This window comes from Nitrosospira multiformis, assembly GCF_900103165.1.
Classification (GTDB): Bacteria; Pseudomonadota; Gammaproteobacteria; order Burkholderiales; family Nitrosomonadaceae; genus Nitrosospira; species Nitrosospira multiformis_D.
Window position 1 is genome coordinate 2,442,444 of sequence record NZ_FNKY01000001.1, and the last position, 23,411, is coordinate 2,465,854.

The following is a 23,411-nucleotide window of genomic DNA, read 5'->3' on the forward strand; positions in this document are numbered from 1 at the left end:
AAAATACGCATCGCAGGGAAGTGGGCCTCATCCGAAAGATGAAAGTCGAATAATATGAAATATTTTTATTAATCATTATTACTGGTCTATTAAATGAGCGATCAACTACCCCATTCAGGTTTAATTCGTACCTCGTTCCGCGCCCTTGCGCTATCCGCATTCGCATTGTGCGCCTTGGCATCCCTGGCGAATGCCCAGCCGGAAGATCGATTGGAAAATACTCGTGTGGTGGAAAATCCACCGTTGCTGGAGATCATCCGCCCGGCCAGACCGCGGGAAGAAGCGCGCATGGCCGCACCCGAGGGCGTACCCGCACCGGCGGCCGAGGCGGCGTTGGACCTAAACGTCACCTATACCAGCGGCAAGATCTGGAATCCGGCCGAACAGCGCTACGACGCAGTGAAGTTGCGAAGCTATCAGGGCAAAGGGGTCAACCCTGACGCTCCCTACGTGTCGCCCACCATCTCCATCCTGCCCGGTGAGACGATCCGCATGACGTTGCATAATCAGCTTCCCCCGGACCCAAGCTGCATCAAGGAGGGCAAGGATGTCAACATACCCCACTGCTTCAACGGCACAAACCTGCATACGCACGGCCTATGGGTAAATCCGGCAGGCAATGGCGATAATGTACTCATCTCCATCAACCCCGGCGTCAGCTTCCAGTATGAATACAAGGTACCGTCCGATCATCCGGCGGGCACATTCTGGTATCACACGCATCGCCATGGTTCCACTGCATTGCAAGTAGCCAGCGGCATGGCCGGAGCGCTCGTTATCCGCGGCACGCGCTACCCCTCGCAGGAATCGAACGGTGATATCGACACCTTGCTGGCACCCACTAACACCCAGCCTTTCATCGAGCGCTTGCTGGTCATGCAGCAGATCCAGTACGCTTGCCGCGACGCGCAGGGGAAGATCAAGACAAACGCGGACGGCAGTTACAAATGCGATCCGGACGATGTCGGCGGTATCGAAGGATACGATCAGTTCGGCCCTGGCACGTGGCCCGCTTCGGGCCGCTACACCAGTATCAATGGCCAGGTTCTCCCCACCTTCGGCGGCGCCAGAGCGGGGCAGATTGAACACTGGCGTGTAATCCATGGCGGCGTTCGCGACACCATCAACCTACAGTTCCGCAAACTCAAAGAAGGCGGCCGCAGCCCCGCCCTGTTAACGGCGGCCCAGCATAATGCCTATGTGCAAGAGAACTGTACCGGTCCGGCACTGCCGCAATACCTGATCGCGGCGGATGGGCTGACTACAAAGGCCGTGATCAAGACTAATGTCGCTGTCTATCAGCCCGCCTATCGCTGGGATACACTGATGGTTTTTCCTCAAGCGGGCGTTTACTGCGTAATTGACGATGCAGCTCCACCATCCGCGAGCGTGGAACAGGCCCCACCGTCACGCCAGCTGCTGGGCCTCGTCACCGTCGATCCAGGCCACCCGGTTCCTCGCGACATCACCGCCTATTTGACCAGCGAGCTCGTCGCCGCGGCCAAGGTCAACATGCCCGATTCCATCCAGTCGAGGGTGGCAAGCGACCTGCGCGATGGCTTGAAGCTTACCAAGTTCGTGCCGCATGCCGACATCAAGGATAACGAGGTTACCGGCACCCAGGAGCTCCGGTTCAATATAGACGTCAATAAGAGTCCGGCGGAATTCCAGGTGAACGGCAAGCCCTATGATCCGGGCAGAATCGACCGGGTGCTTACACTGGGCGGCGTGGACGAATGGACGCTGAAGTCCGATTTCGTCAGCCATCCCTTCCACATACACGTCAATCCTTTCCAGATCGTCAAGATTCTGGACCCCAACGGGAAGGACGTCAGCACTGCCGACGCCGTGGATTCGATTGACGCACCCGACCCGCAATATCGCGCGCTGAAGGGCGTATGGAAAGATACGCTATGGGTGAAAAACCTGGTGCCGCCGGGCAAGCTGCCCGGCCAGTACACACTGGTCGTGCGCACCCGTTATCAACGCTACATCGGCGACTTCGTGCTGCACTGCCATATCCTGGACCATGAAGACCAGGGAATGATGCAAAACGTCCGCATTGCCCTGCCGGATGGCGGTGGGAGCAAAAGCCACGGCCATCACTAATCACAGGTTGTTGGTTTATCGAGAAAATACTATCAATTTCGTCATTCCGGGCTTGACCCGGAATCCAGTCCGAGCCAACAGTGGTGTGTTTTGAACGCCGCTGGATACCAGCTTTCGCCGGTATGAAGTTTGTACTATTTTCCCACCGGATCAATAGATGGGATGCCGGGCGAGCATGATCACGTGTACCCCTCCTTCCACCGGACTGGTGCAAACCGGATCAGTGGCAACGGCGGGTTTCCGGTATTTTCCGTATCCCTGAGCGCGGCCGACAGGTCGAGCGCAATATCATGCGACTCGGGCGACGGCACGGGAACATCAAACTCCAGCGACAGAAGGTAGCGGGTACCCGGACTGGCAAGCACAAATTCGGTGCCGACATCACGATGCTCCCATTTCCCGCCGCTTTCGACCAATTGCCACTCGTTCTTTGTAGTATCCCACATGCCGAACTGGTATCCCCGCACCGCCTGATACTGCTTGTCACCGGCTACAAGCGAGGCCATCAGGGGCCGGAAGACAAATGCACCTGTCTCCGGCGTCACGTTCACGAAAATTCGTGTCTTGCCTGGTCGATGATTTTTAGGATAAACATTGCGCGGATCGACTGAAAGCGGCAATCCAAAGAAGATCTGGGTATCGTAGGTCCGCAACTGATTGTCGATCTTCACTTGCAGCTTCACCCCCGGCAGATCCAACGTTCTCTCACCCGCTTCCTGCTGCAATTTTGATTCAATCAATGCGGCCGGAAGCGCATCACCCACGTAAGCGGCACTTTCCCATCCGCCCCGAAAACCGGCGCAGCCGATGGTAGTGGCACATAACGTCAGAATAACGGAATACCGTGGCAGTATATGCATATCTCATTCCTCGTGATTCCGAGGGGATTATGGTCTTTACCCGCGCATCTGGACATACGGCGCAGGGTATCAATAAGCCACATCCCGTTGTCATCGCCCGTGCAACTTCCCGCGTCCGCAACAACCTGATCAATAACGTCTTTTAAACTATTCCTAGCTTCGGAGAAATTCACGATACGCATATCTTGCGCTTCCTTTTATCCGTAATTCTGAATCCCGTATAGCGCTTGTCGATTTTTGCTGAATAAGACAACAGGAATTCAACATCTCACTTGTACAATAAACTAAACAAGTATAGCAACCTCATGCAATTGCCAGCCATCCCTGAAGTTATTTGTGTGCGCGGCAGTTGCGGCAGGTACATCACCCAACTCCGTAAAAATCACCGGCGTAATGGGTTTTTACCGCCATCCATGCTATAAATAATTACGACGCATAACCAGCAGCCGGTGCATCACGCGCGCATGCAGCCGGCCGAAAAAACCTTTCATATGGCGGAACAACAAGACGACAAATCCAAACTGCCGCTAACGGGGATCTTTGCGTTGGTGGCGATCGTAAGCAGTTTCCTCATCTACGAGGGGATATCGCTCAAAACCTCCCGGCCCGTCGACAAGGAAATAGCAAGCAAAGGGTCTCTGGAAAAGGGCGTGGTGCAGGCACGCCTGTGGCAGGACCCATTCGAAGCCGTGGAAACACATCGGCTCCAGGAGGCGAAACAACCAAAACAACCAGGGTTGACCGACGACCCGCACACACTGAATAACCTGATCAAGGTCATCGGGGAATTTGGCATTCGATCCGGTCTTCGTATCGTGCCGGTATTCGTGGACGGAAGCCCTTATGTCAATGGCGTCGAATCCCGGCTCAGGGATCGTTACGCCATGGTATCGGCTTTGGGTGCGGCAGGCTATGTGCCGGAGTCGGGTGAGCACATCCGCATATTCAGGTGGGATCAGGAAAAAGCGCTGGAAACCGATGCGTCTTCCCTGCTGATCCCGGTCGAGCTGTTTATCCCGAAGGCAAAGCTCCGGGACAAGGAATATGGAAAACACGTTTTGGTCGTATGGCTCAAAGACCAGGATTTCGGACGGCTGGATAAACTGCTGGCGCATCTTGATGAAACACTCGGCAAAAGCCTGCCGCAAATAGAACCCGTATATAGCGTACTGGGGCCGCGAAGTTCCGCAACCCTGAGCGCCATGCTGAAAGAATTGCGCAATATGCAATCCAGCCTTCTCGCAAATCCCCCTTTCAGTACGTTAAAACATCTCAAATTCTATTCCCCCTGGGCAACGGCGGAGGATACCTTTCTGCTGGACTATCCGCCCATGCAGCCTGGCTCACCAGGTTTGCACAGCGGCGGCCCGGAAGCAAAGAGGACCGTTGAAGAACTATTCAAGTATCCGAGAATCGAGTTTATCAGGACGATCAAGACGGATGCCATGCTGGCGGAGCACCTTCTACAGGAATTGAAGCGCCGCCGGGTGGATTTGGAACCTTGCCCGGACAAGGATTGCAACCCGAAAGTCGCGTTGATTTCGGAATGGGATACGCTTTATGGCCGCTCGCTTCCACGTACCTTTGCGGCGGTGGCGATGAATAACGGTTCCGGCAAAGCCGGCCCGGCGCTGGAATCCGAAATCAATAAATTGCGTAGAGACGAATGGCCCGGCTGGATAACCCCGCATTCATACCTTGCAGGACTTGACGGCGAATTACCGGCGAAAGAGGACGACCAGAAAAAAGAGGGCGCTCAGTCCAAGGTAAAGGCATGGTACGAAGGCTCCTCTCAGGATGTTGAGCAGAATGCCGGACAGCGCCCCGAAGGCCGCGGTCAACTGGATTATCTCCTCAGACTGGCGGCGGCTTTGAAACAGGAGGAAGCAAAGAGCGGAGAGGAATTCAAGGCAATCGGCGTGCTGGGCAGCGATGTCTATGACAAGCTCCTGATTCTGCAGGCACTGCGCCAGACATTCCCTCGCGCCATCTTTTTCACTACCGATCTTAACGCCAGACTGGCCTACCCTCCTCAGTGGCAGTTCACACGTAATCTCATTGTTGCTTCGCACTTTGGGCTGGAGCTCCAGCCAGCGCTGCAAACACCCATCCCTCCATTCCGCGATAATTACCAGACATCGCTGTTTTATGCGGCCCTATGGGCCTTGGAGCATTTTTCGGCAAGAGCGGATTGTCCGGACTGCTTCCAGTTGAGCGTGAACATGGGCAAAGAACCGCAGCCGGCGATATTTTCCGGGAATGTAGCACCACGATTATATGAAATCGGGCGGCACGGCGCCTTTGATATCAGCACCGATATCCAAACAAGCATTGGCCCTCAGGCTTCGGATTACGCAAGCATCCACGCGCAGCGTCCGGATCTGGAGGCTCATTCCGGCACATGGCGAAACCTGAAACAAATGGGTGGAATGGCGCTCGCGGCCGTTGTGCTTGTCCTCGCCGCCATGCTGATCAGCAGCGCGGTGGCAGATGCCTGCCTCAAGCTTGCTTCGAACAAATGGTTCTGGCTGGGCCTCGCCATGGCGAGCGCGGCGGGTTACGGCGTGGCGGCACTGATGACCTGGATGGTACCGAATCCGGCGGAGAACGAGCCGTTCACCCTGACTGAAGGAATCAGCGCATGGCCGGCGGCGTCAATTCGCCTGCTCGCATTGGTGATGAGCGCGATCTTTCTCTGGTATTCCTGGCGAAAGATGAAAGACAACGAGAGCATTCTGGCGCGTGATTTTAATCTCACAGACCAAGATGGCGCGCCCGTGGATAAACTGGATTGTAATTCTCCCGCCTTATCCAGGTGGTCACTTCGCCGTAGCGTGGGAATACATACCTGGCGGCCGCAAATGGCGGATCAGGTCAATGCCGCGCGCCTTTGGCGGGAATACGCCGTGCTGGGGGAGCTGGGAAACTTTGCCATGCGGGGCGTGCCGCAAGTGGCGCTTGCGCTGCTTTTCGCATCTCTGATGATGGTTCTTTTCGGCTTTCCCAACACGCCCTGCCGCGGCCAGGGCTGCTTTGCAATTAATGATACTATCATAATCCTGAGCGTAGTCATGATGCTGATCCTGATATTCTATATGATAGACGCCACGCGGCTCTGCCGCAGATGGGTGGAGTGTGTCGCCATCAAGAAAATCCAGTGGTCCGATGGATCGCTTACAAAAATAGCCAAAGAACGGGGCCGAGGCAATAGTACGGGCACGAGCATGGACAAAGACAACCTGGATGAGTGGCTCGGCATTGAATTGGTCGCCGAACGAACAACGGTCATAGGCAATTTTATCTATTTTCCCTTCGTCATCATGTTGCTTCTGGCACTCGCCCGCCACAACTACTTCGACAACTGGGGATTTCCAGCCGCGCTCGTCATTATCTTCGCCCTCAATGCGATCCTCGTTGTCGTCAATGCGATGGCATTGCGGCGTTCTGCCGAAATGGCCAAACGGGAAGCCATCAAACGGCTGGAAAAGAAGCTTCTTGAACTACCGGATCAAACAGCGTATGGGGAATCGCAAAAGCACGAGATCGAGTGGACACTTGGGGCGATCAGGAACAATCAAAGAGGCGCCTTCCTGCCATTCACCCAGCACCCGGTGTTCGGTGCCGCGATCGCGCTGCCGTCCGGGGGATATGGCCTCGTACTCTTGTTTGAGTATCTGGCGACGGCATTCTGAGGAACCTCAACCTGCGTGGGGAAGAACAGGACTTCCTTGCATTAAACCAGGTTATAACCTATGTTGCATAATAAGTAGTTGCCCATGAGAATTCACGGCAGCCGGTTTTTGCGCAGATGAGGATTAGTCATGCTTGAGCCAAAATGTATGTTCGCCTTCGCTTTTCTTCTGATCGCGGTGCCTCTTTACGCGCAGGATCCGGTGCGATCGCCTGGGATTACCGAAACTGCGGCAGGGCAGGCCGGATCGCAGGTGCAAAATCCAAAAATAGCGTCACCCAGCTTCGATGGCATCGTTATTCAGGTGGAACCCCTGGAAGTAAAGTCGGTGAGCGGAGACGTACAAACGTTTCTTCCTGCTGATCGACAGGCCCCGGCCTACCTCACAAAGCCCAAGCCTGGGGATCTGGTTTCGCTGAGTTACGAACCAACGCCCAAAGGCAATATACTCAGGGAAGAAATCAAGATTATCGGCGCGACCGTCATCGGCACCATCAAGGAAATCGCCACTGATATGTCGTGGCTCATTGTCAGGACCCGGAACCTGGATGAACCCGAGAACGAAGTCAATGTTCCGCTCCAGACAAGCATTCAGTTTCAACCGCTGGTATCGGCCATGCGTCCCGGTGACGGAATCATGGCAACTTATGTGCGCAGTGGAGGCATCAATACCACGGATGGCATCAACTCCGTAAAATCCCTTGAGTGGCAGAGCAAATCGGTGGGGCGTGCCGCGCGCTGGTGGTCACTCATCGGTGCCATGGCGGCACTCTACATTCTGGCTTACATATTCACCAAGGGCCACCCGACTGCGCTCTTTCTGGGTACGGACAATCGCTATAGCAGCTCAAAATTTCAGACCGTTCTCTGGTTTTCGCTCGTTATCAGCGCTTACATCGCCATTGTATATCACCGCATCTTTGCGGCTGGCTGGAGCTACGTAGGCGGAGTGGATATCCCGCCGAACCTGCTTATCCTTTCCGGAATCAGTGTACTCAGTTTTACGGCTGCCAAAGCGATAACCGTCGGCAAGGTCGAAAAAGCCACCTCGGAGGGCAGGACAGATATGAAGGCCAGCGCCGATGCCCCCAGGGTTCTGGATCTAGTCACCGACGATTCCAATCGCACCGACCTCGGCGACTTTCAGATGGTGGCGATCACTATCCTGGCGGTGATTATCTATGCGATCTCTGCGGTTGAGTTTATGGATCACATCGAATTTCGCCGGGTAGTCACAATGCCGGATGTCGACGCAACGCTGCTTTCCATATTCGGCCTCGGCCAGGCCGCCTACCTGGGCAAGAAAGCGGCTGGAAATGAGTAGTTACCGCGACTTCTCGCCAGGATGGAGAAGGCCTCATTGACGCCTTCTCCATCTACTGCCCGATTACCGTATTATTTATGTTTTAGCGCATTGCGTACCGTAGGGGGTGCGGTCAGCGCCTGCCCATGATTCCGCCGCCGGTGCGGTTGCTCTGATCTCCGCGGCCCGCTTCGCGGCGGTTTCGGCATTCTTCGACCGCCCGGCCCCGGAAAGGGCCAACGCATAATCGTCAAGCACGGCAACGTAGAAGTCGGGCGCTTTTTTGGAAGCGATTTCGGGCTCCAATTCGGTTAATACACTTTCAAAGTAAGCGACAGCTTCAGTATATTTTTTTTGAGCAAGATTGAGCCGCGCCAGTTCCGTCAACGAGATATAAAACACGCCTCCGCTTTTCTTGTCCAGGTCATGAGCAGCCGTAAGCTCTTGCTCCGCCTCCTTAAAACGGCACGTCACCCCAAGGGAGCGGCCATATTCATAATGGAGAACAGCCCTGAAGCGGGGACTGGTCTGCGCCAGATTGGTATCGGTGAATGAACGAGCATAAATTTTGCGTGCCGCATCCCAATCCCCCTTGTCCCGGACGGCGGCCGCCGCCTCCATAGTGTCACCCGGTGATTTCTCGCTGACGGAGACACAACCTGCCAAGCTGAGTAAGACAATGACGCCTGGAACGAATCGCTTCATGTATTTCTCCCTGATCTGACGACGCTGAATAAGAATAATCTGATTATTGCCGGTATGATGCACTCCTCCATCCCTTTGTTGATTATATTACATTAAATGCTAATCAAATTTAATCGCTATTTATCGCGGCCGGCATCGGCGGGGGCAAATACGCTGGGAGCAATAACATACTGCCGGAAAGACCGCCTGTCGCGCTTATTCCATATATGTATCATACATCCCGGGTAGGATGGGTGGAGCGTAGCGCAACCCATCAAGATCACACATAACACGGCATATCAAATCATGATCGAAACAAGAGGAAGGCGGATTCAATGATGGGTTACGCTATGCTCCACCCATCCTACATACCCTGACCGGTTTTCCAGCCAAATAGGCAGCGTATAACGCGACCCATCGTCCAGCATATTCCTTCATGAATGCCCGTCAACGTCATGAAAATTTCCGGAACTCGCACTTACCCGTGTCCAACATCAATCCTTTACCTCCATAGCCCCAGACTGCAGTGAAGTGACTGGCTTTTTCACCGGCAATATCGCTGTTACCGTTAGAGATCGTCAATGAAACAATGATCGGTTCATTGCCGGGATGCGCGGCCGGTTTCAATTTGCCGATCGCGATGAGGGCTCCGTCAGCCGCATCTTTTACCGTCGTCGCCGTTGCCGCATAGCAATTGGTCCACAGGCACGCCGAAAGCTCGCCGTTTTTCGTGTTATAGATGAATGACTCGGCATACTGGAAACCATCGGTTATCTTTTCACACCGATCGCTTATGCACTCATACTGAGTGTCGGGCGTGCAATGATATTCCCTGTATTCCTGCGAAAAGCCCGTTGCCGGGCTCAACAACAATGTGAATAGCGGCACGGACGCATAGGGAATAGTGCCCCGCCAGCCATCGATCATGGTTCCGCGATGGTGTAGCCCCATTCCTCCAGTTGCGAGATAAAGGCAGGCAGATCCCTGGCCGTCGCCGGTTGCACATGCATGAGTATGTTGTACGAAACCTTGCGCCACTGCTGCGTAAACTGTGCCTCGATATTTCTTATCTTTTCAGTACCGAGCCCTTTCGGCGCTTTCCAATCCTCGGTGTCGATATCCCATGTCACAATAGTTAGCGACAAGTCGTCGGCAACTTCGACCAGCTCCGGATCGAGATTTCCACGAAATCCCCCCGCTCCATACGGCGGGCGGATCTTTGTTGGCGTCACCCCGGTAACGTCGGCAACAATATTCTGGGTATCCCCCAGCTCGGACCGCACGTCTCGCTCCGTCGCCCTCGCCAGATCCGGATGGCTCCAGGAATGATTCTGGATATCATGCCCCTCGCGGACGATCATCCTCGCCGCCTCGGGATACTGCTTCACCTCGTTGCCGAGCACATAAAATTCCGCCTTGATCTCATTCGCCCTTAACGTTTGCAGAATGCTCTCCAGCGCGCCCACAGGTGCTGGCCCGTCATCGAATGACAAGATTACCGATTTTCCATCCCCAACCATTTTTCCCCCGGATAAATTAAACGATCAGATCTTGACCACCACCTTCGCCCTTACCGTGGCTTTCAAATTTGATTTCTTTTACCGCTTGTTCAATATAGGACATTTTTGGGGAGTTGCAGAAAATACAGGGAGCAAGTCATATCAGCGCGGTGTAATGCGGCGAAAATATTGAAGATATCATTTCACTATCCGCTTGCTCAATATCCTGCGCGTGACGGGTGTTAACCGTTACTTCTTCCGCACCGGCCTTGCCCTGACAATCATTCTCAAGGACTGGTCCTTCGTTAAAAAGGCGACCATCCAGTTAGTCATTGTCATGAGTCTGTTGCGATACGTAATCAAGGAAAAAAGATGTACAAACAACCATGTTACCCACGCCATGAATCCGTTGAAATGTATTTCAGGTTTGGGGAGGTCCGCCACCGCTTTGCTTCTTCCGATTATCGCCAAGGAGCCTTTGTCATGATAGATAAACGGCTTTAATGGCTTGCCATGCAGTGAGGCGATAAAATTATCAGCCAGGTTTTTACCCTGCTGAAGCGCTACCTGCGCCAGCTGGGGGTGTCCCTGGGGAAAACTCTCATCGGAAGCCAGTAAACAGGTGTCGCCAATAGCATAGATATTCCGCGTTCCAGCCACTTTGTTATATTCATCCGCAGATAACCGGTTGCCTCGCCCGTAGCTTTCCAGCGGCATGCCCTCGAATACCCTTGCGATGACACCTGCGGTCCAGAACAGGATTCTGGTTTGAATGGCCTCTCCATTCGCAAGGATTACCGCATCATTTATATAATCCATTACCTGCGTGTTCAGCCGCACTTTCACGCGCATTTTCATTAGTGTGTCATAGGTATACCTTTGTGATTGCCCGCTCATCGATGTCAATAACGCGGGGGCGCCATCCACCAGGTAGATATGTGCTTTATGACCAGCCAATTCGGGGTAATCCTTTTGCAGGATATTTTTGCGCATTTCCGCCAGCATACCCGCGATCTCCACACCGGTAGGTCCGCCACCGGCTACCACCACGGTAGTAAGTTTCCTCTTTTTCGCTTCATCAGTCGCAATGGTGGCTTCTTCCATTTTCTGCAGGACGTAATTGCGTATTTCTATGGCATCATCCATCGTTTTCATGGGAAGTGCGGCCTTGCGAATGTTTTCCATGCCGAAATAGTTGCTTTCGGTGCCGGTGGCAAGAACGAGGTAATCGTAAAATAATTCACCAGTGGATAAAAGTACCTTGTTTTCTTCGGGAACAACCTTTTGCAAACTACCCAAACGGAAGCTTATATTCTTCTTGTCATGAAACAGCTTGCGAAAAGGGTAACAGATATTGGACACGTCCAGAAAACCCGTGGCCACCTGGTACAGCAATGGAGAAAAGAAATTGTAGTTATTCATATCGACTAGCGTGACATGAAAACCCGTCTCATTGGCCAGATGCTTCACCAGATTTATCCCGGCAAAACCACCTCCTACGACGACAATTTCTCTTTTCATTTTTTTACGACAACAAAATCACCGGAGCCTTCAAATATCGAGGCATATCTTGCCGAAGTGCCGGTTGGTTTCCTGATAGCGGAAAGCCTCGACGATTTCCTCCAACGCGAAATGACGATCAATTATCGGCCGCAAACCGGTGGCGTCAATCGCGCGAATCATATCCATCTGCTGGCGGCGGCTGCCAACGACCAACCCCTGCAGGCGTAACTGCCGTGTCAATACCGAAAGCAAGGGCAGCGTCCCTGTCACACCGGAAAGAATGCCGATCACCGCAATGTGTCCGCCGATGCGCGCCGCTACCATGGACTGTGCCAGCGTTGACGGTCCGCCTACTTCAATGACATGATCGACACCGCGCCCTCCTGTCAATCGACGCACCGAATCGCCCCAGTTTTCATCCTCACGGTAGTTGATGAGATGATCTGCCCCCAGCGCTTTAAGCCGGGCGAGTTTCTCATCGCTCGACGACGTGGCGATTACCGTCGCACCCGCCATCCTGGCGAATTGCAAAGCGAATATTGAAACCCCGCCGGTGCCCTGAACCAGTACGGTCTCGCTGGGTTTCAATGCGCCGTCCACCATCAATGCCCGCCATGCCGTCAATCCCGCGCAGGTAAGTGTCGCCGCTTCCGCGTGACTATAGCCCTTCGGCGCATGAGTGAATGCGGTCGCCGGCATTGTCACCTGCTGGCGCGCGAAGCCATCAATGCCATCGCCCGGAACGGTCTCCATGCTCTCAACCTCAGGTTCGCCGTCCAGCCAGGTGGGAGAGAAAGTACTGACGACGTGATCGCCTGCTGCGAAGTCAGTCACTCCCTCACCCACCGCGATGATCTCCCCCGCTCCATCCGACATTGGGATACGAGGCACTGACGGCGCCCACATGCCGCTGACCACCGCGTAATCATGGTAGTTAAGCGAACTCGCCCGGATTCGGACCACGATCTCGCCGGCTTTCGGCGTGGATGAATCGCAGGTGCCCAGCGTTACGCGATCAAATCCGCCGCCTGGCTGTACATAGATTACCTTGATAGTCATGATTTCGCCCTTGCGGAAATGTGCGCGGGTTGAACCGCAAAGAATATTGAGTGCTTGAATATGGGCGGACAACATCCTCGTACTTGAATTGATCAACATCGCCACAGGCGTGAAGACGAGTTGCTTTCATGACAGGCCCCGGATATTGTCGTGCTATATGATAATCCTATATTATCGTTTGCGAACCAGAGCGCTTCTTCATTTGCAGTGGGTGTGCGCTCAAAACGGCGTCGAATTAACCCCGGCCATTTCCAAACGCGACCAAACGCGAGCCGTTACAATAACAGGCCCTAGATACATAAGGAAACAAATTCATGGAATCAAAACCCATCACCAATACAGAGAGCATCATAAATTCCGGGGATTTGCGCACGCGCATCAGTTGGCTCAAGCAGGCATTGAACTACCGGTTTTCTGAAGAGTATTCAAAAGAATTAAAAGCGCTGAATGCGTTCGAGACAAATATCGAGCCCGTTGCTTCGTTCTCGACCTACGCGCCCGGTGCGGATTTGATTCGCGACAGCGACTTTGAAGAATACAAAAAGACGATGGAAGAACAGGATACAACAGATATTTCCAAGGCAGCGTTCAGTCCCGTCGATTTCAATGGCGTGATTTACTGGCTGCGCCAGTGAAGCAAAGCGGCCGCGCCACCGGGACCAGACCGGTGTTTCAGTGGGTGATTACTGTCTTTCCGATATGATCCCGCTCTTGTTGATAATGATACGCATAATTGGCGTGATCGAAAGTAAATGTGCGGGCGATGACCGGCCGCAAGCCGGAAGCGGCAATGGCACAATTCATCGCATGGAACATTTCAATGGAGCCAACGTGAATACCGAGTAACCGGATCGAGCGCAGCATCAATGGCAGCGGATCGATCTGCCCAAAACCCGAAACCAGTCCGATCAACGTGATAATGCCCCCAAATCGTACTGCCCGCAAAGAGCGTTCCAGCGTATTCGCGCCACCAACCTCCACCACGATATCGACGCCCCGGCCACCGGTCAGCTTCATCACCTCCTTGTCCCAATCCGGCGTATTCTGGTAGTTGATGAGGTGATCGGCGCCCATTGCCCGCGCCCGCTCCAGCTTCTCGTCGCTGCTTGAAGTCTGGATAACGATTGCGCCATGCAGCTTGGCGAACTGCAAAGCAAATAAAGAGACCCCGCCCGTGCCCAGCAGGAGAACCGTCTGACCGGCGTGGATTTTCCCGGCTTCCACCAGCGCATGCCATGCCGTCACACCGGCATTTGGCAGCGTTGCCGCTTCCTCATAACTCAAATGCGCCGGAAAAGGAATCGCTGCCCGCTCGGGAAGCACGACATATTCGGCCAGCATGCCATCGACCGTCCCGCCCAGGGAGCACTGAAAAATCTCCTGTGTCAAAGGCCCGGATATCCAATCCGGAAAAACGGTGCCCGTAACGCGATCACCGGCCTGAACGGCTTTTACACCCTGCCCGGTCGCGACCACCTCACCGGCGCCATCCGAAAGCGGAATGACAAGGGGTTTGACCCCAGACGGATAACGTCCATGAGCAACAATAAAGTCACGGAAATTCAGAGAACTGGCACGTACCTGAAGCAGTACCTCCCCGGGACCGGGTTCGGGTTGTTCCAGGTCTTTGCGCAATATCAAGTCCCTTATGCCATGGGTTTCCCTGAGTTGAAAAGCTTTCATTGATGATTCCTTTATTCTAAATCCGTCCTATGGCGAAAGCGCTCCCACACTGGACGCTGTTTAAAAAATTCAGCCACACTGTTAAGTTAGATGACAGATTTGAATTGTCAAGGCAAAAGAGAGGCTTCATCTTACAGTGATTCCATCCGGCTGCATGAGCCTACCTTGCATTTCCCTCAATACATGCTATTCATTACTTACAGCAATGCTTACAGGTCCAGGAGACAATCATGGCGACCAACAATAAAGGAATCCCCGCAGGCGAACCCCAACCCGGCACAGGCTACCGGCGCAGGGTAATTGTAAAATTCAAGGATCACGTCCAATTGCCAGGAGAAAACGCAGCCCGCATGGTAATGGCCGGTGGCGCCGGGCCTTGGGAGGCGCTGGCGGCACAGTTCCAGGGCATTACGCTGGAGCCGCTTCTGACCTTCAAGCAGCCGGATCAGTTTGCGGCGCTGACAGAACGGGCCCGAAGGCTTGACCCCGCCTTCCGGCCCGCCAACCTGAATGCCTATTTCGCCGTGCAGCCGCCGCCCGGCGCAGATGCCGAGGCACTCGCGAAAGCACTCTCCAGCTGGGAATCCGTGGCCACGGCTTATGTCGAGCCGCCACCGGTCGAGCCACCCTTCGTCAATGCGGCGGACGATCCGCGCAGTGTCAATCAGGGCTATCTCGACCCTGCGCCCGACGGCATCGACGCCGAATACGCATGGAATTTTCCCGGCGGCGATGGCGCCGGGCAGGCGCTGGTGGATATGGAATGGGGGTGGACCTTCAACCACGAGGATCTTGCTGCGCACGGTATTACCCTCATCTCCGGTCTGAATCACTCCTTCTTCTTCCACGGCAGCGGCGTACTGGGAGAAATCGCCGCAGTGGACAATAATGTAGGCTGCGTCGGCATCACGCCCGCGCTGGCTTCCATCCGCTGCGTCGGCCAGCACCTGCCAGGGGGTGGATACAGTACCGCGCAACCGATCCTGGATGCCATCGCGGTCATGAGCTTCGGCGACGTGCTGCTGCTGGAGGCGCAGACCAACCTCTTCGGCTACAACCTTGTTCCGGTCGAGATCGAACCGGCGGTTTTCGACGTGATCCGCCTTGCGACATCGCTGGGCATTGTCGTGGTCGAAGCGGGGGGCAATGGTGGCGTTGATCTCGATACCGTGGTCAACCCCGGCGGCCAGCAGATATTCAACCGCGCAAGCCCGGATTTTCTGGATTCCGGCGCCATTCTCGTGGGCGCTGCAAGTTCCACCGCGCCGCACGCGCGGCTCGGCTTCTCCTGCCATGGCAGCCGTATTGATTGCTATGGCTGGGGCGAAAACGTGGATACGCTTTCGTCTGACGGCACCAATACCGCGACCAATCTTTATACAACCGGTTTCAACGGCACATCGAGCGCCTCGCCCATTGTCACCGGCGCGGCACTCGCGGTGCAGGGTCTGTTCCAGGCGAGCCCGGCTGGCGACCGCCTGGATCCGGCGCAGATGCGCGCTCTTCTATCCGATCCCGCAAACGGAACCCCATCGCAAAATCCGGCAGCGGACCGCATCGGCGTCATGCCCAATTTGCGCGCCATCATCGACGGCATGATGCTTAACCTCCCACCCGACGTCTACCTGCGGGATTTCGTTGGCGATAATGGCGACCCCCATCTAGGCGCAATCTCGTCCAGCCCCGACATCATCCTGCGGCAGTCGTCCGTCGCGGACCCGCAGGGCACTTTCGGCGCCGGCAGCGGCACCGAGAACGATATGACGCTGGGTTACGAGGCGGAAGCCGGACAGGATAATTTCGTCTATGTACGCATGCGTAACCGGGGCGGCTCCGACGCCACCGATGTGGCAGCTACCGTCTATTGGGCGCCACCTTCCACACTCCTTACGCCGGATCTCTGGACCCTGCTGGGATCGGTCACGCTGCCAAGCGTGCCGATGGGGGACCTGCTGACCGTCTCGGATGGCATCACCTGGCCCTCGGCGGCGATTCCCGCGCCGGGGCACTACTGCTTTGTGGGCATCCTCAGCACCGCACGCGACCCCGGACCCGCACCGGCCGATTTTCTTGACTGGGATAACTTCACCACCTTCATCCGCAATAATAATAACGTCACCTGGCGCAATTTCAATATCGTCGATAACATGCCGCCGCCGCGCGCCAATCCCCCCGACTACGTGCCTCTACCCTTCCTCGCAGCAGGCGCGCCGGACAAGGCACGCAGAATGCGCCTTGAAATCGTGATGCGGCTTCCCGCCCGCGCCGAGGCCGTGCTGGAACTCCCCTCAGAGTTTGCCGAACTCATTCGCGCGCGTCCCCGCCTCATGCCGTATACGCCCTTCACGAACGCCGAAGGATGCCGCGTCGTCCACCTCCCCATCAACCACTGCGGCCGCACCCGGTTCCCCGAGGTGGTATTTCCCGCCAAAGCACGCATCCCGCTGCGATTGCTCGTGAAGATACCCAAGGAACAGCGTCAGCACGAGTTCGAGCTTTTCGCGCGCCAGGTTTACCAGGGAGAGGAAGTCGGCAGGGTTACGTGGAGACTGGTACCACAACGGCAACCACAGTAGCGTCCAAAACAGGTGAGCTTAAGGCTGAAACTTGATCTTTCCTCATTTTCAACCCAGATAATCCATTAGGACGCAAGGTGATGGCGAGGCAGGTTGCGAGACAGTTTTGCCGGTTGCGAGAAGTCCATAGCTTGGTCTATGGACGACAAACAAGCGGCGAAAATGACCGCAAACTGACCGCCAGCACTCGGGTAGGCTCGGAAGAGCCGCCTAATGGATTATCTGGGTTTAAACTGAGCGAGCGACCACCTGCGGCATAGTCACATCACTTTCAACATCCGACGCACGGAATGTGCTTCAACGTACAGATCAAAAGGTTACTTTCTTGTATCTTTGCTCTTATTCTCAGGAGAATAAAATGGATAACGCCAAAATCGTAAGCGTGCTGAATGGCCTGATCGAGATTTCACGCGATGGCGCCGAGGGCTTCAGGACTTGTGCGGAGGACGTGGACGACGCGGCGTTGAAACTATATTTCCGGAATCGCGCCGAAAGCTGCGAAAAAGCCATTCACGAGTTGAACACCGAGGTCAGGCGGCATGGGGGCGATCCCGATCCGGACGGCACTTTAACGGGCACATTGCATCGCGCCTGGGTTAACCTTAAAACGGCGATCATAAGCCAGGACAATCTTACCGTGCTTGAAGAATGCGAGCGAGGCGAAGCCGCCGCCGTGGTGGCCTATGAAAATGCGCTGCGGGAAGAATTGCCGGGCGAGTTGCGCGCGCTCATCGACACACAATTGGATGGCGCGAAAAGAAATCACGACCGCGTGCGTCAGATGCGCGACACAGCCAGACATTCCAAGGCGACTTGAACGTCATCGGCATACCGTGCATTGAGTAATCCCCATCGCGTGATCTTCGAATCCGGAGTGCATGCGGGCAGTTTCGTTGGCCACAGGCCTACGAGGCGCCGGGACGACGGGACACTGCCGCTGGCAACAAGACACCCTGTCACCGCGGTAAAAAACGTTACACTACAACATGAAAATAACAACTATCGCAATAATGTTGATGTCATTCCTGGCGATCGGCATCGTTGCGCTGGGCTTGGGGGCTTACAATATTTTTGCTACCAGCAAACACTGGGCCGTGACGGAAGCAGTCATCGAATGGATTCGCGAAAGCTCGATCAAGGCACGAACAAACGGTGTGGAAGTCCCTCCGCTCGATGACCGGAACCTTCTGTCAGCAGGGGCGGGAAACTATGATGCGATGTGTACCGCATGCCATTCGGCACCAGGCCGCGAGCCCACCGAGCTCGCGCAGGGACTTTATCCGCAGGCGCCCATATTTCATGAGCGCAGGCCTGAGACCGACGAAGAGCAGACGCTGAATCGTGCCAAAAAACATTTTCTGGTGATCAAGCACGGCATCAAGATGACTGCCATGCCCGCCTGGGGTTTTACCCACGATGATGAAACCATTTGGGGAATGGTCGCATTCATCCGCAAACTAAGCGGCATGACGCCGGAGCAATACAGGGAACTCACCGTATCGAGTCCAGGCCATCACCATAAACATTAGGTATCGCAAAATGCGGCAGGAGGATACCCCTATTCTCCTTCACTACCGGGTTAGTGCACGTAACCCAGCAATATGGGGTATCTCGCCGTCCTCTCGCGATTTGCAGGCGCGTAGGAACCGCTACTTGGAAACCCGGTGCAATGTCAGCGCAGCACCCGCCTTTGTCTCCAGCGTTGCGGTATTGCCATCGGCACCCAGCTTGAACGACGCTGTCTCGGTTCCGGAGAAGCCCGAGCAACCATTGTTATCGTAAGTAAATCCCTTGATGTTCAGCGCCTTGCTACCCGCATCGTAAGTGTACGACGCAAACTCGACACCCGGATCACCGCAACTTTCATGGCCTGGACTTGCGACATCCCCGATGGGGTCGATCATCATGTATTTCCCGTTGGAAAAGAACAAGTAGGTTGGAGTCTTGATGGCAGCCGCATCAGCCGCCCAGGCACCGACAATGCCTTTAGGATCATTCTCCATCTTGAAGAAACGGATCTCCTTGACCTCCGTCTTGATAGGTTCCTTCGACGAACTGATCTCCAGCGTGCCGGCGATATGAAAGAGTTCACCAAAGAGACTCTTCTGTTCCCGCTTCCTTTGCACCGTAAAAATATCCGAAGTAATCAAGTCAGAACCATCGGTACGGATTCGCCAGTTTGGCCGCGGGTTCGACAGCCCGGCATGAAGATTGGTATCGATTACCGGTTGCGCCGCGAACTTGAATCCCCTGGTATCCATCGTGGATAGACGCGCTGCACCGTATTCCACGCCGGCCTTACTGACCAGGTTGCCGCCACATACACGGTTGGTATCGCAGGAATCATCCGGCGAGGCTTCTCCTTGCAAATACTCGCCAGTGCCATCCGTTGAAATGCGGATAACGGAAGCAGTCGTATCGTCATGTTTAACCCAGATGCCGGTGCCGAGCATCTTCATGCCCTGCACAAGAAAATGGGCTCTGGCTTGTGCCGGGGTTTTGACCGGGCCGGCGACGCCGCCCGCCTCTCTCACCTTCTGTAATTCGGGTGATGCGGCGAATGCGGCAGGATCACCGTCAAGATTGATCGAGGCACTGACGGCGGATGCGGCACTCGCGGGAATGGAAATACCGTTCTCGGGGTTGCCATCCGCATCAAGGGACTGAAACAGGATAAGCAGATTTCGCACTCTGTTCTCATTATCGCCAGCCAATTCCATCGGCGTAACAATAGCCGCACCTTTCACTTTTCCAAGACTCAGGCCACCCAGCTTGAATTCTATAGTATCTCCATGATTATACTTGAATATTCCGTTTTCATCCGTGGTGCCGGAACCGCCGGGTGAAGCATAGGCGACGCCGCTCACCGCGGTATCCAGCAGCCTTCCGGTGGCTGGGCCCGTTTGCGGCTTGCCGCCACCACCACCTTTGTTGCTGCCGCTGTTATCCGATGCGGGCCCGCTTCCGTCACCGCAGGCAGCAAGGGCCAGGGCAAATGCCAGGGGCATCATGCGTGCCCAGGAGGTTTCTCTTTTCTTCTGATTAAATTTCATCCAGGTAGTCCGATCTAATTAAGAATTATCAAAAATCATTATTTTAAACTATAACGCCACGGTCTTGAAAAGCATCCCTTCCCTCTGTCCAGGAAGGCGGTCAATATCTCCGATAATCATGCGGCCTTCGGCAACCTGGCGACCCATCCAGCTCCATTATTCCTCGCGCTCGGCCTTTTCCTTCAGTTGAACCCAGTGACTGCCCCCATCCCTGCGGATCACCAGCTCCGGGTAAGTCCGAATCATTTCCAGCAACCCGGAATAACCAAATTGCTGGGGCGAAAATCCCGGATTGGTTCTGCGCATATACTGCCCCAATATCGGCAACCCGACCCAATCATCCGAGGCATCCGCGGCCAGCAATGAAACGGCATCGACAAGCGCCTTGGGGCGCTGTTTCTTGACTTTGGAAGGTTGAGCTTTGATGCTTTCCGATTCCGGCGGCTGATACTCAAAAAACTGATCACTGGCATTTCGCAGCGCATCAGGCGTCTTCTTCTCGCCAACGATATATACCTTGGAACCCCGCTCCCTCAGCTTGCGGCATAAGTAGGAGAAATCAGAATCGCTGGTGACCAGGCAGTAGGTCTCGGCTCTATCGTCGAACAGATCTTCCAGGGCATCCAGCGCAAGCGCTATGTCCGCTGTGTTCTTTCCCGATGCGTATTGATATTGGAGGCAAGGCGTGAAGGCCAGCCGCACCAGGGCTTCCTGCCATTTATTGGCGAGCGTCGCATGATTTCCGTAACCACGGCGTACCACCACGCGGCCAAACTGGGCAACCACGCGCAGCGCATACTCAAGAATCTCGGGCGAGGTGTTATCGCAGTCCACCAGCACCGCGACACGATCCTCCTGGTTATCCAGCACTGACCTACTCCCTTCCGGCGAATTATGTGATGGGTGGAAGATAGATGACAGCCACTCCGTTCATCGCCCGTATAAAACCGCACCACGCCATTATTGGCGAACGACACTATACCAAATGTATTGGCTGGCGCAGATTTTTTAGTTCAATAAGAACTCGCCCTGCCTGACTGGATGGGTTTTATTGCTCGATACCTTGCAATGGCTGCTCGTCGGTAACGCTGCAACAGAGCCGGGCGACGCATACGCTATGCGGTAAATCCTCCATCGATCGCCAGGCTTGCGCCGGTTACGAAACCCGCTTCGGGTCCGGCAAGATACGCGACCATCGCGGCGATTTCGTCGACGCTACCGTAGCGTGGAAGGGCCATGACCTTCCGCAGCATCTCGGCAAAATCGCCCTTGGCGGGGTTCATGTCGGTGTCCGTCGGCCCCGGCTGAACATTGTTGATGGTAATGCCGCGCGGGCCGAGGTCGCGCGCCAGCCCTTTAACCAATCCTGTCAGGGCGGCCTTGCTCATGGCATACACGGCGCCACCCGCGAATGGCATGCGATCGGCGTTGCAACTGCCAATATTGATGATGCGCCCGCCCGTCTTCATGTGCCGTACCGCGGCCTGCGTGGCCACGAACACCGCCCGCAAATTCACCGCCAACATACGGTCAAAATCTTCGAGACGATAGTCATCAATGGGCGCCATCAAGGCAATGCCGGCATTGTTCACCAGAATGTCGATGCCGCCCAGTTCCTCCACCGTTCGCTCCACGGCAGCCACCACCGCCTTGGCATCCGCGCTGTCAGCCTGGATTGCCAATGCCCGCACGCCCAGCGCTTGTGCCGCCGCCACTGTTTCGTTGGCTTGATCAGGCTTGCTGACATAGGTCAGCGCGACATTGGCGCCTTCGCGCGCGAGACGTTTGACAATAGCGGCGCCAATGCCGCGACTGCCTCCAGTAATTAACGCACATTTATTTTGAAGTATAAGGTTTATGAGTTCCTCCTATTAGGGAGTAAGAAACGGAATCAGTGCCTGGATTTCTTCGGAAAGGTGGTGTGCATCAAGCTCCGCTTCCTATTCAAGCGTTTTGCGATGTCAATAGGAAGATGTTTTCCCGCAACCGGCTAAGACCGCGTTTCTGAAAGCGTGGCTCCTGGGCAAGTATATCCGGTTGCGCCAGCAGGCGTATCTCGGCCTGTTTATGGTAAAGCGCTTCCACTTCGCCGGGAGAAACCGCAAACGGCGGCCCTTCCATTTCCGGCTGGGGATAATCGAACGTAACGAGCAGGATTTGTATTGCGGGCGGCAGGATGCCCAGCAAATGACGTACATAACGTTCGCGCATTTCCGGCGGCAGCGCGACCAGTGACGCGCGGTCATACACCGCGCCCGCTTTCGCCAGGTCATCTTTATTCAAATCAAAAAAATCGCCGCACAGAATGCGGATCCCATCCGCTTCGTAGCAATCGAATTTTTCGCCGGTCACGTGATGCGCGGTATACCCGTTTTCCTTGAAGAATGCCTGCACTGCCATGGCGCTCCATTCCACGCCCAGCACCGTATGCCCCTGCTTGCGCAACCATAGCATGTCGCGGCTTTTGCCGCACAGCGGCACGAATACCTCGCTGCCAGGGACAGGATGTAATTCCCGCCAGTATTGACGCAGATAGGGATTAATCTCGTCCTGGTGAAAACCGGTTTCTTCCCGTTTCCAACGCTCCAGCCAATAATCTTTTTTCATTTTCTTATCATATACATTAATTTTGATTCGATAAATGGGTAGTTTATGCCATGGATGGTCCTTGGCGGTGTTTCGATGGAATCAGGCTTGATCGATGCAACAAGATACAGTGATCCTTGTCGCGAAAATGCCCGTTTGGCGATTGTTGATACGTTGATTGATGTATAAAGGAATATTGGGTAAAGTGAGGACAGGCGCAATGGCAACATGGTATGACTTTGGTGAAAAATGGCATCCATCTAGCGGAACCGTAGCCTTCCCGGTTCCCCTAGCCTAAACAGGCGAACTTTGTTGAAATCTTTTTCTTAGGAGCAATCACCATGAACCAGAAGAGCACACTCCGAGTGGGTCTCACAATTATCGTTTTTGCCGCAGCGGGACTGCTGGTCGCTCCAGCGCCCGGTTACTCCCAAACCGGCGGCATGGAACGGCGGGATGATCGCCGGGATGATCGGCAGGATGCGCGTGAAACGAAACAAACTGGCCGAGAAGAGGGACGAGACGCCAAGGCGGATTGTCGGGACGCGGGTGGTAGCGGACCGGAGTGCCGCCAGGAAAAACGGGAAATAAAACAAGACGCTCGGGGCAAAGCCCGAGACATCAAAAAGGACTGATGCTCACAATGAACGGCCGGGTTCTCGACGCTTTGACTCGGCCGTAGCCAATAATAAGAAAACGGGCGGATTTCACCCTTGACCCGGAAACCGGCTAATGGATGTCCCCGGTTTCCGGCCGTTAAAAATATGCCCCGGATAATCCATGAGGACGCGAGATGCAGGCTAGG

The 23,411-nt window shown here is 54.9% G+C and carries 19 protein-coding genes; 8 read left to right on the top strand and 11 right to left on the bottom strand.

The genetic code is table 11. The annotated features are described in order from the left end of the window. The first annotated feature begins 93 nt into the window (after positions 1-93). Positions 94-2,109: a multicopper oxidase family protein gene (locus BLR00_RS11015; RefSeq protein ID WP_256324120.1), complete on the top strand. Its 2,016-nt coding sequence runs from the start codon at positions 94-96 to the stop codon at positions 2,107-2,109. Between the two features lie 179 nt (positions 2,110-2,288). Here the strand turns inward: BLR00_RS11015 and BLR00_RS11020 are convergent, their stop codons facing one another. Next, positions 2,289-2,969, bottom strand: coding sequence for a hypothetical protein (locus tag BLR00_RS11020; protein ID WP_074632538.1), 681 nt, complete (start codon positions 2,967-2,969; stop codon positions 2,289-2,291). 464 nt (positions 2,970-3,433) lie between these two features. Between BLR00_RS11020 and BLR00_RS11025 the strand changes: the two genes are divergently transcribed. After that, entirely contained in the window at positions 3,434-6,661 is a 3,228-nt protein-coding gene (locus BLR00_RS11025; RefSeq protein WP_256324121.1) for a hypothetical protein, read from the top strand. Positions 6,662-6,790: 129 nt separating this feature from the next. Then, positions 6,791-7,984, top strand: coding sequence for a hypothetical protein (locus tag BLR00_RS11030; RefSeq protein ID WP_074632543.1), 1,194 nt, complete (start codon positions 6,791-6,793; stop codon positions 7,982-7,984). A gap of 75 nt (positions 7,985-8,059) precedes the next feature. Here the strand turns inward: BLR00_RS11030 and BLR00_RS11035 are convergent, their stop codons facing one another. From BLR00_RS11035 to BLR00_RS11055, 5 genes are all read right to left on the bottom strand, one after another. Next, complete coding sequence (locus tag BLR00_RS11035; RefSeq protein ID WP_074632545.1) at positions 8,060-8,668, bottom strand: tetratricopeptide repeat protein; 609 nt, start codon at positions 8,666-8,668, stop codon at positions 8,060-8,062. A gap of 432 nt (positions 8,669-9,100) precedes the next feature. Beyond that, positions 9,101-9,574, bottom strand: a complete 474-nt coding sequence (locus BLR00_RS11040) for a hypothetical protein (protein WP_074632549.1) — start codon at positions 9,572-9,574, stop codon at positions 9,101-9,103. Further along, a complete protein-coding gene (locus BLR00_RS11045; RefSeq protein WP_074632550.1) occupies positions 9,571-10,167 on the bottom strand; it encodes a polysaccharide deacetylase family protein in 597 nt (198 codons plus the stop codon). The genes BLR00_RS11040 and BLR00_RS11045 overlap by 4 nt, the downstream gene beginning before the upstream one ends. Before the next feature lie 228 nt (positions 10,168-10,395). Continuing rightward, entirely contained in the window at positions 10,396-11,667 is a 1,272-nt protein-coding gene (locus BLR00_RS11050) for an NAD(P)/FAD-dependent oxidoreductase (protein WP_074632552.1), read from the bottom strand. A gap of 30 nt (positions 11,668-11,697) precedes the next feature. Beyond that, positions 11,698-12,708, bottom strand: a complete 1,011-nt coding sequence (locus tag BLR00_RS11055) for a zinc-dependent alcohol dehydrogenase family protein (protein ID WP_074634270.1) — start codon at positions 12,706-12,708, stop codon at positions 11,698-11,700. A gap of 314 nt (positions 12,709-13,022) precedes the next feature. Between BLR00_RS11055 and BLR00_RS11060 the strand changes: the two genes are divergently transcribed. Continuing rightward, the gene (locus BLR00_RS11060) at positions 13,023-13,343 is read left to right on the top strand and encodes a hypothetical protein (RefSeq protein WP_074632554.1); all 321 of its coding nucleotides are present in this window, start codon (positions 13,023-13,025) and stop codon (positions 13,341-13,343) included. Between the two features lie 37 nt (positions 13,344-13,380). Here BLR00_RS11060 and BLR00_RS11065 read toward each other — a convergent pair whose 3' ends face one another. Further along, complete coding sequence (locus BLR00_RS11065) at positions 13,381-14,391, bottom strand: zinc-dependent alcohol dehydrogenase family protein (protein WP_074632556.1); 1,011 nt, start codon at positions 14,389-14,391, stop codon at positions 13,381-13,383. 230 nt (positions 14,392-14,621) lie between these two features. Here BLR00_RS11065 and BLR00_RS11070 point away from each other — a divergent pair, with 230 nt between their 5' ends. The 3 genes from BLR00_RS11070 to BLR00_RS11080 all read left to right on the top strand — a co-directional run bounded on the left by BLR00_RS11070 (position 14,622) and on the right by BLR00_RS11080 (position 18,496). Then, positions 14,622-16,967: a S8 family peptidase gene (locus tag BLR00_RS11070; protein WP_074632559.1), complete on the top strand. Its 2,346-nt coding sequence runs from the start codon at positions 14,622-14,624 to the stop codon at positions 16,965-16,967. Positions 16,968-17,325: 358 nt separating this feature from the next. Then, positions 17,326-17,784: a ferritin-like domain-containing protein gene (locus BLR00_RS11075; RefSeq protein WP_074632561.1), complete on the top strand. Its 459-nt coding sequence runs from the start codon at positions 17,326-17,328 to the stop codon at positions 17,782-17,784. Positions 17,785-17,953: 169 nt separating this feature from the next. Then, positions 17,954-18,496 (top strand): c-type cytochrome, encoded by a 543-nt coding sequence (locus BLR00_RS11080; protein ID WP_256324122.1) that lies wholly within the window; start codon positions 17,954-17,956, stop codon positions 18,494-18,496. A 120-nt stretch (positions 18,497-18,616) separates the two neighbouring features. Here BLR00_RS11080 and BLR00_RS11085 read toward each other — a convergent pair whose 3' ends face one another. The 4 genes from BLR00_RS11085 to BLR00_RS11100 all read right to left on the bottom strand — a co-directional run bounded on the left by BLR00_RS11085 (position 18,617) and on the right by BLR00_RS11100 (position 22,627). After that, entirely contained in the window at positions 18,617-20,020 is a 1,404-nt protein-coding gene (locus BLR00_RS11085; RefSeq protein ID WP_074632564.1) for an adhesin, read from the bottom strand. Between the two features lie 156 nt (positions 20,021-20,176). Continuing rightward, positions 20,177-20,890 (bottom strand): NYN domain-containing protein, encoded by a 714-nt coding sequence (locus BLR00_RS11090; RefSeq protein WP_074632567.1) that lies wholly within the window; start codon positions 20,888-20,890, stop codon positions 20,177-20,179. Positions 20,891-21,135: 245 nt separating this feature from the next. Then, positions 21,136-21,879 carry a 3-oxoacyl-ACP reductase family protein gene (locus BLR00_RS11095; RefSeq protein WP_074632570.1) on the bottom strand — a complete coding sequence of 248 codons (744 nt, stop codon included), beginning with the start codon at positions 21,877-21,879 and terminating at the stop codon, positions 21,136-21,138. An 85-nt stretch (positions 21,880-21,964) separates the two neighbouring features. After that, on the bottom strand, positions 21,965-22,627 hold the full coding sequence (locus BLR00_RS11100) for a thiopurine S-methyltransferase (RefSeq protein ID WP_074632572.1): 663 nt from the start codon (positions 22,625-22,627) through the stop codon (positions 21,965-21,967). A 320-nt stretch (positions 22,628-22,947) separates the two neighbouring features. Between BLR00_RS11100 and BLR00_RS11110 the strand changes: the two genes are divergently transcribed. Next, on the top strand, positions 22,948-23,241 hold the full coding sequence (locus BLR00_RS11110; RefSeq protein ID WP_218124328.1) for a hypothetical protein: 294 nt from the start codon (positions 22,948-22,950) through the stop codon (positions 23,239-23,241). Positions 23,242-23,411 lie beyond the last annotated feature (170 nt).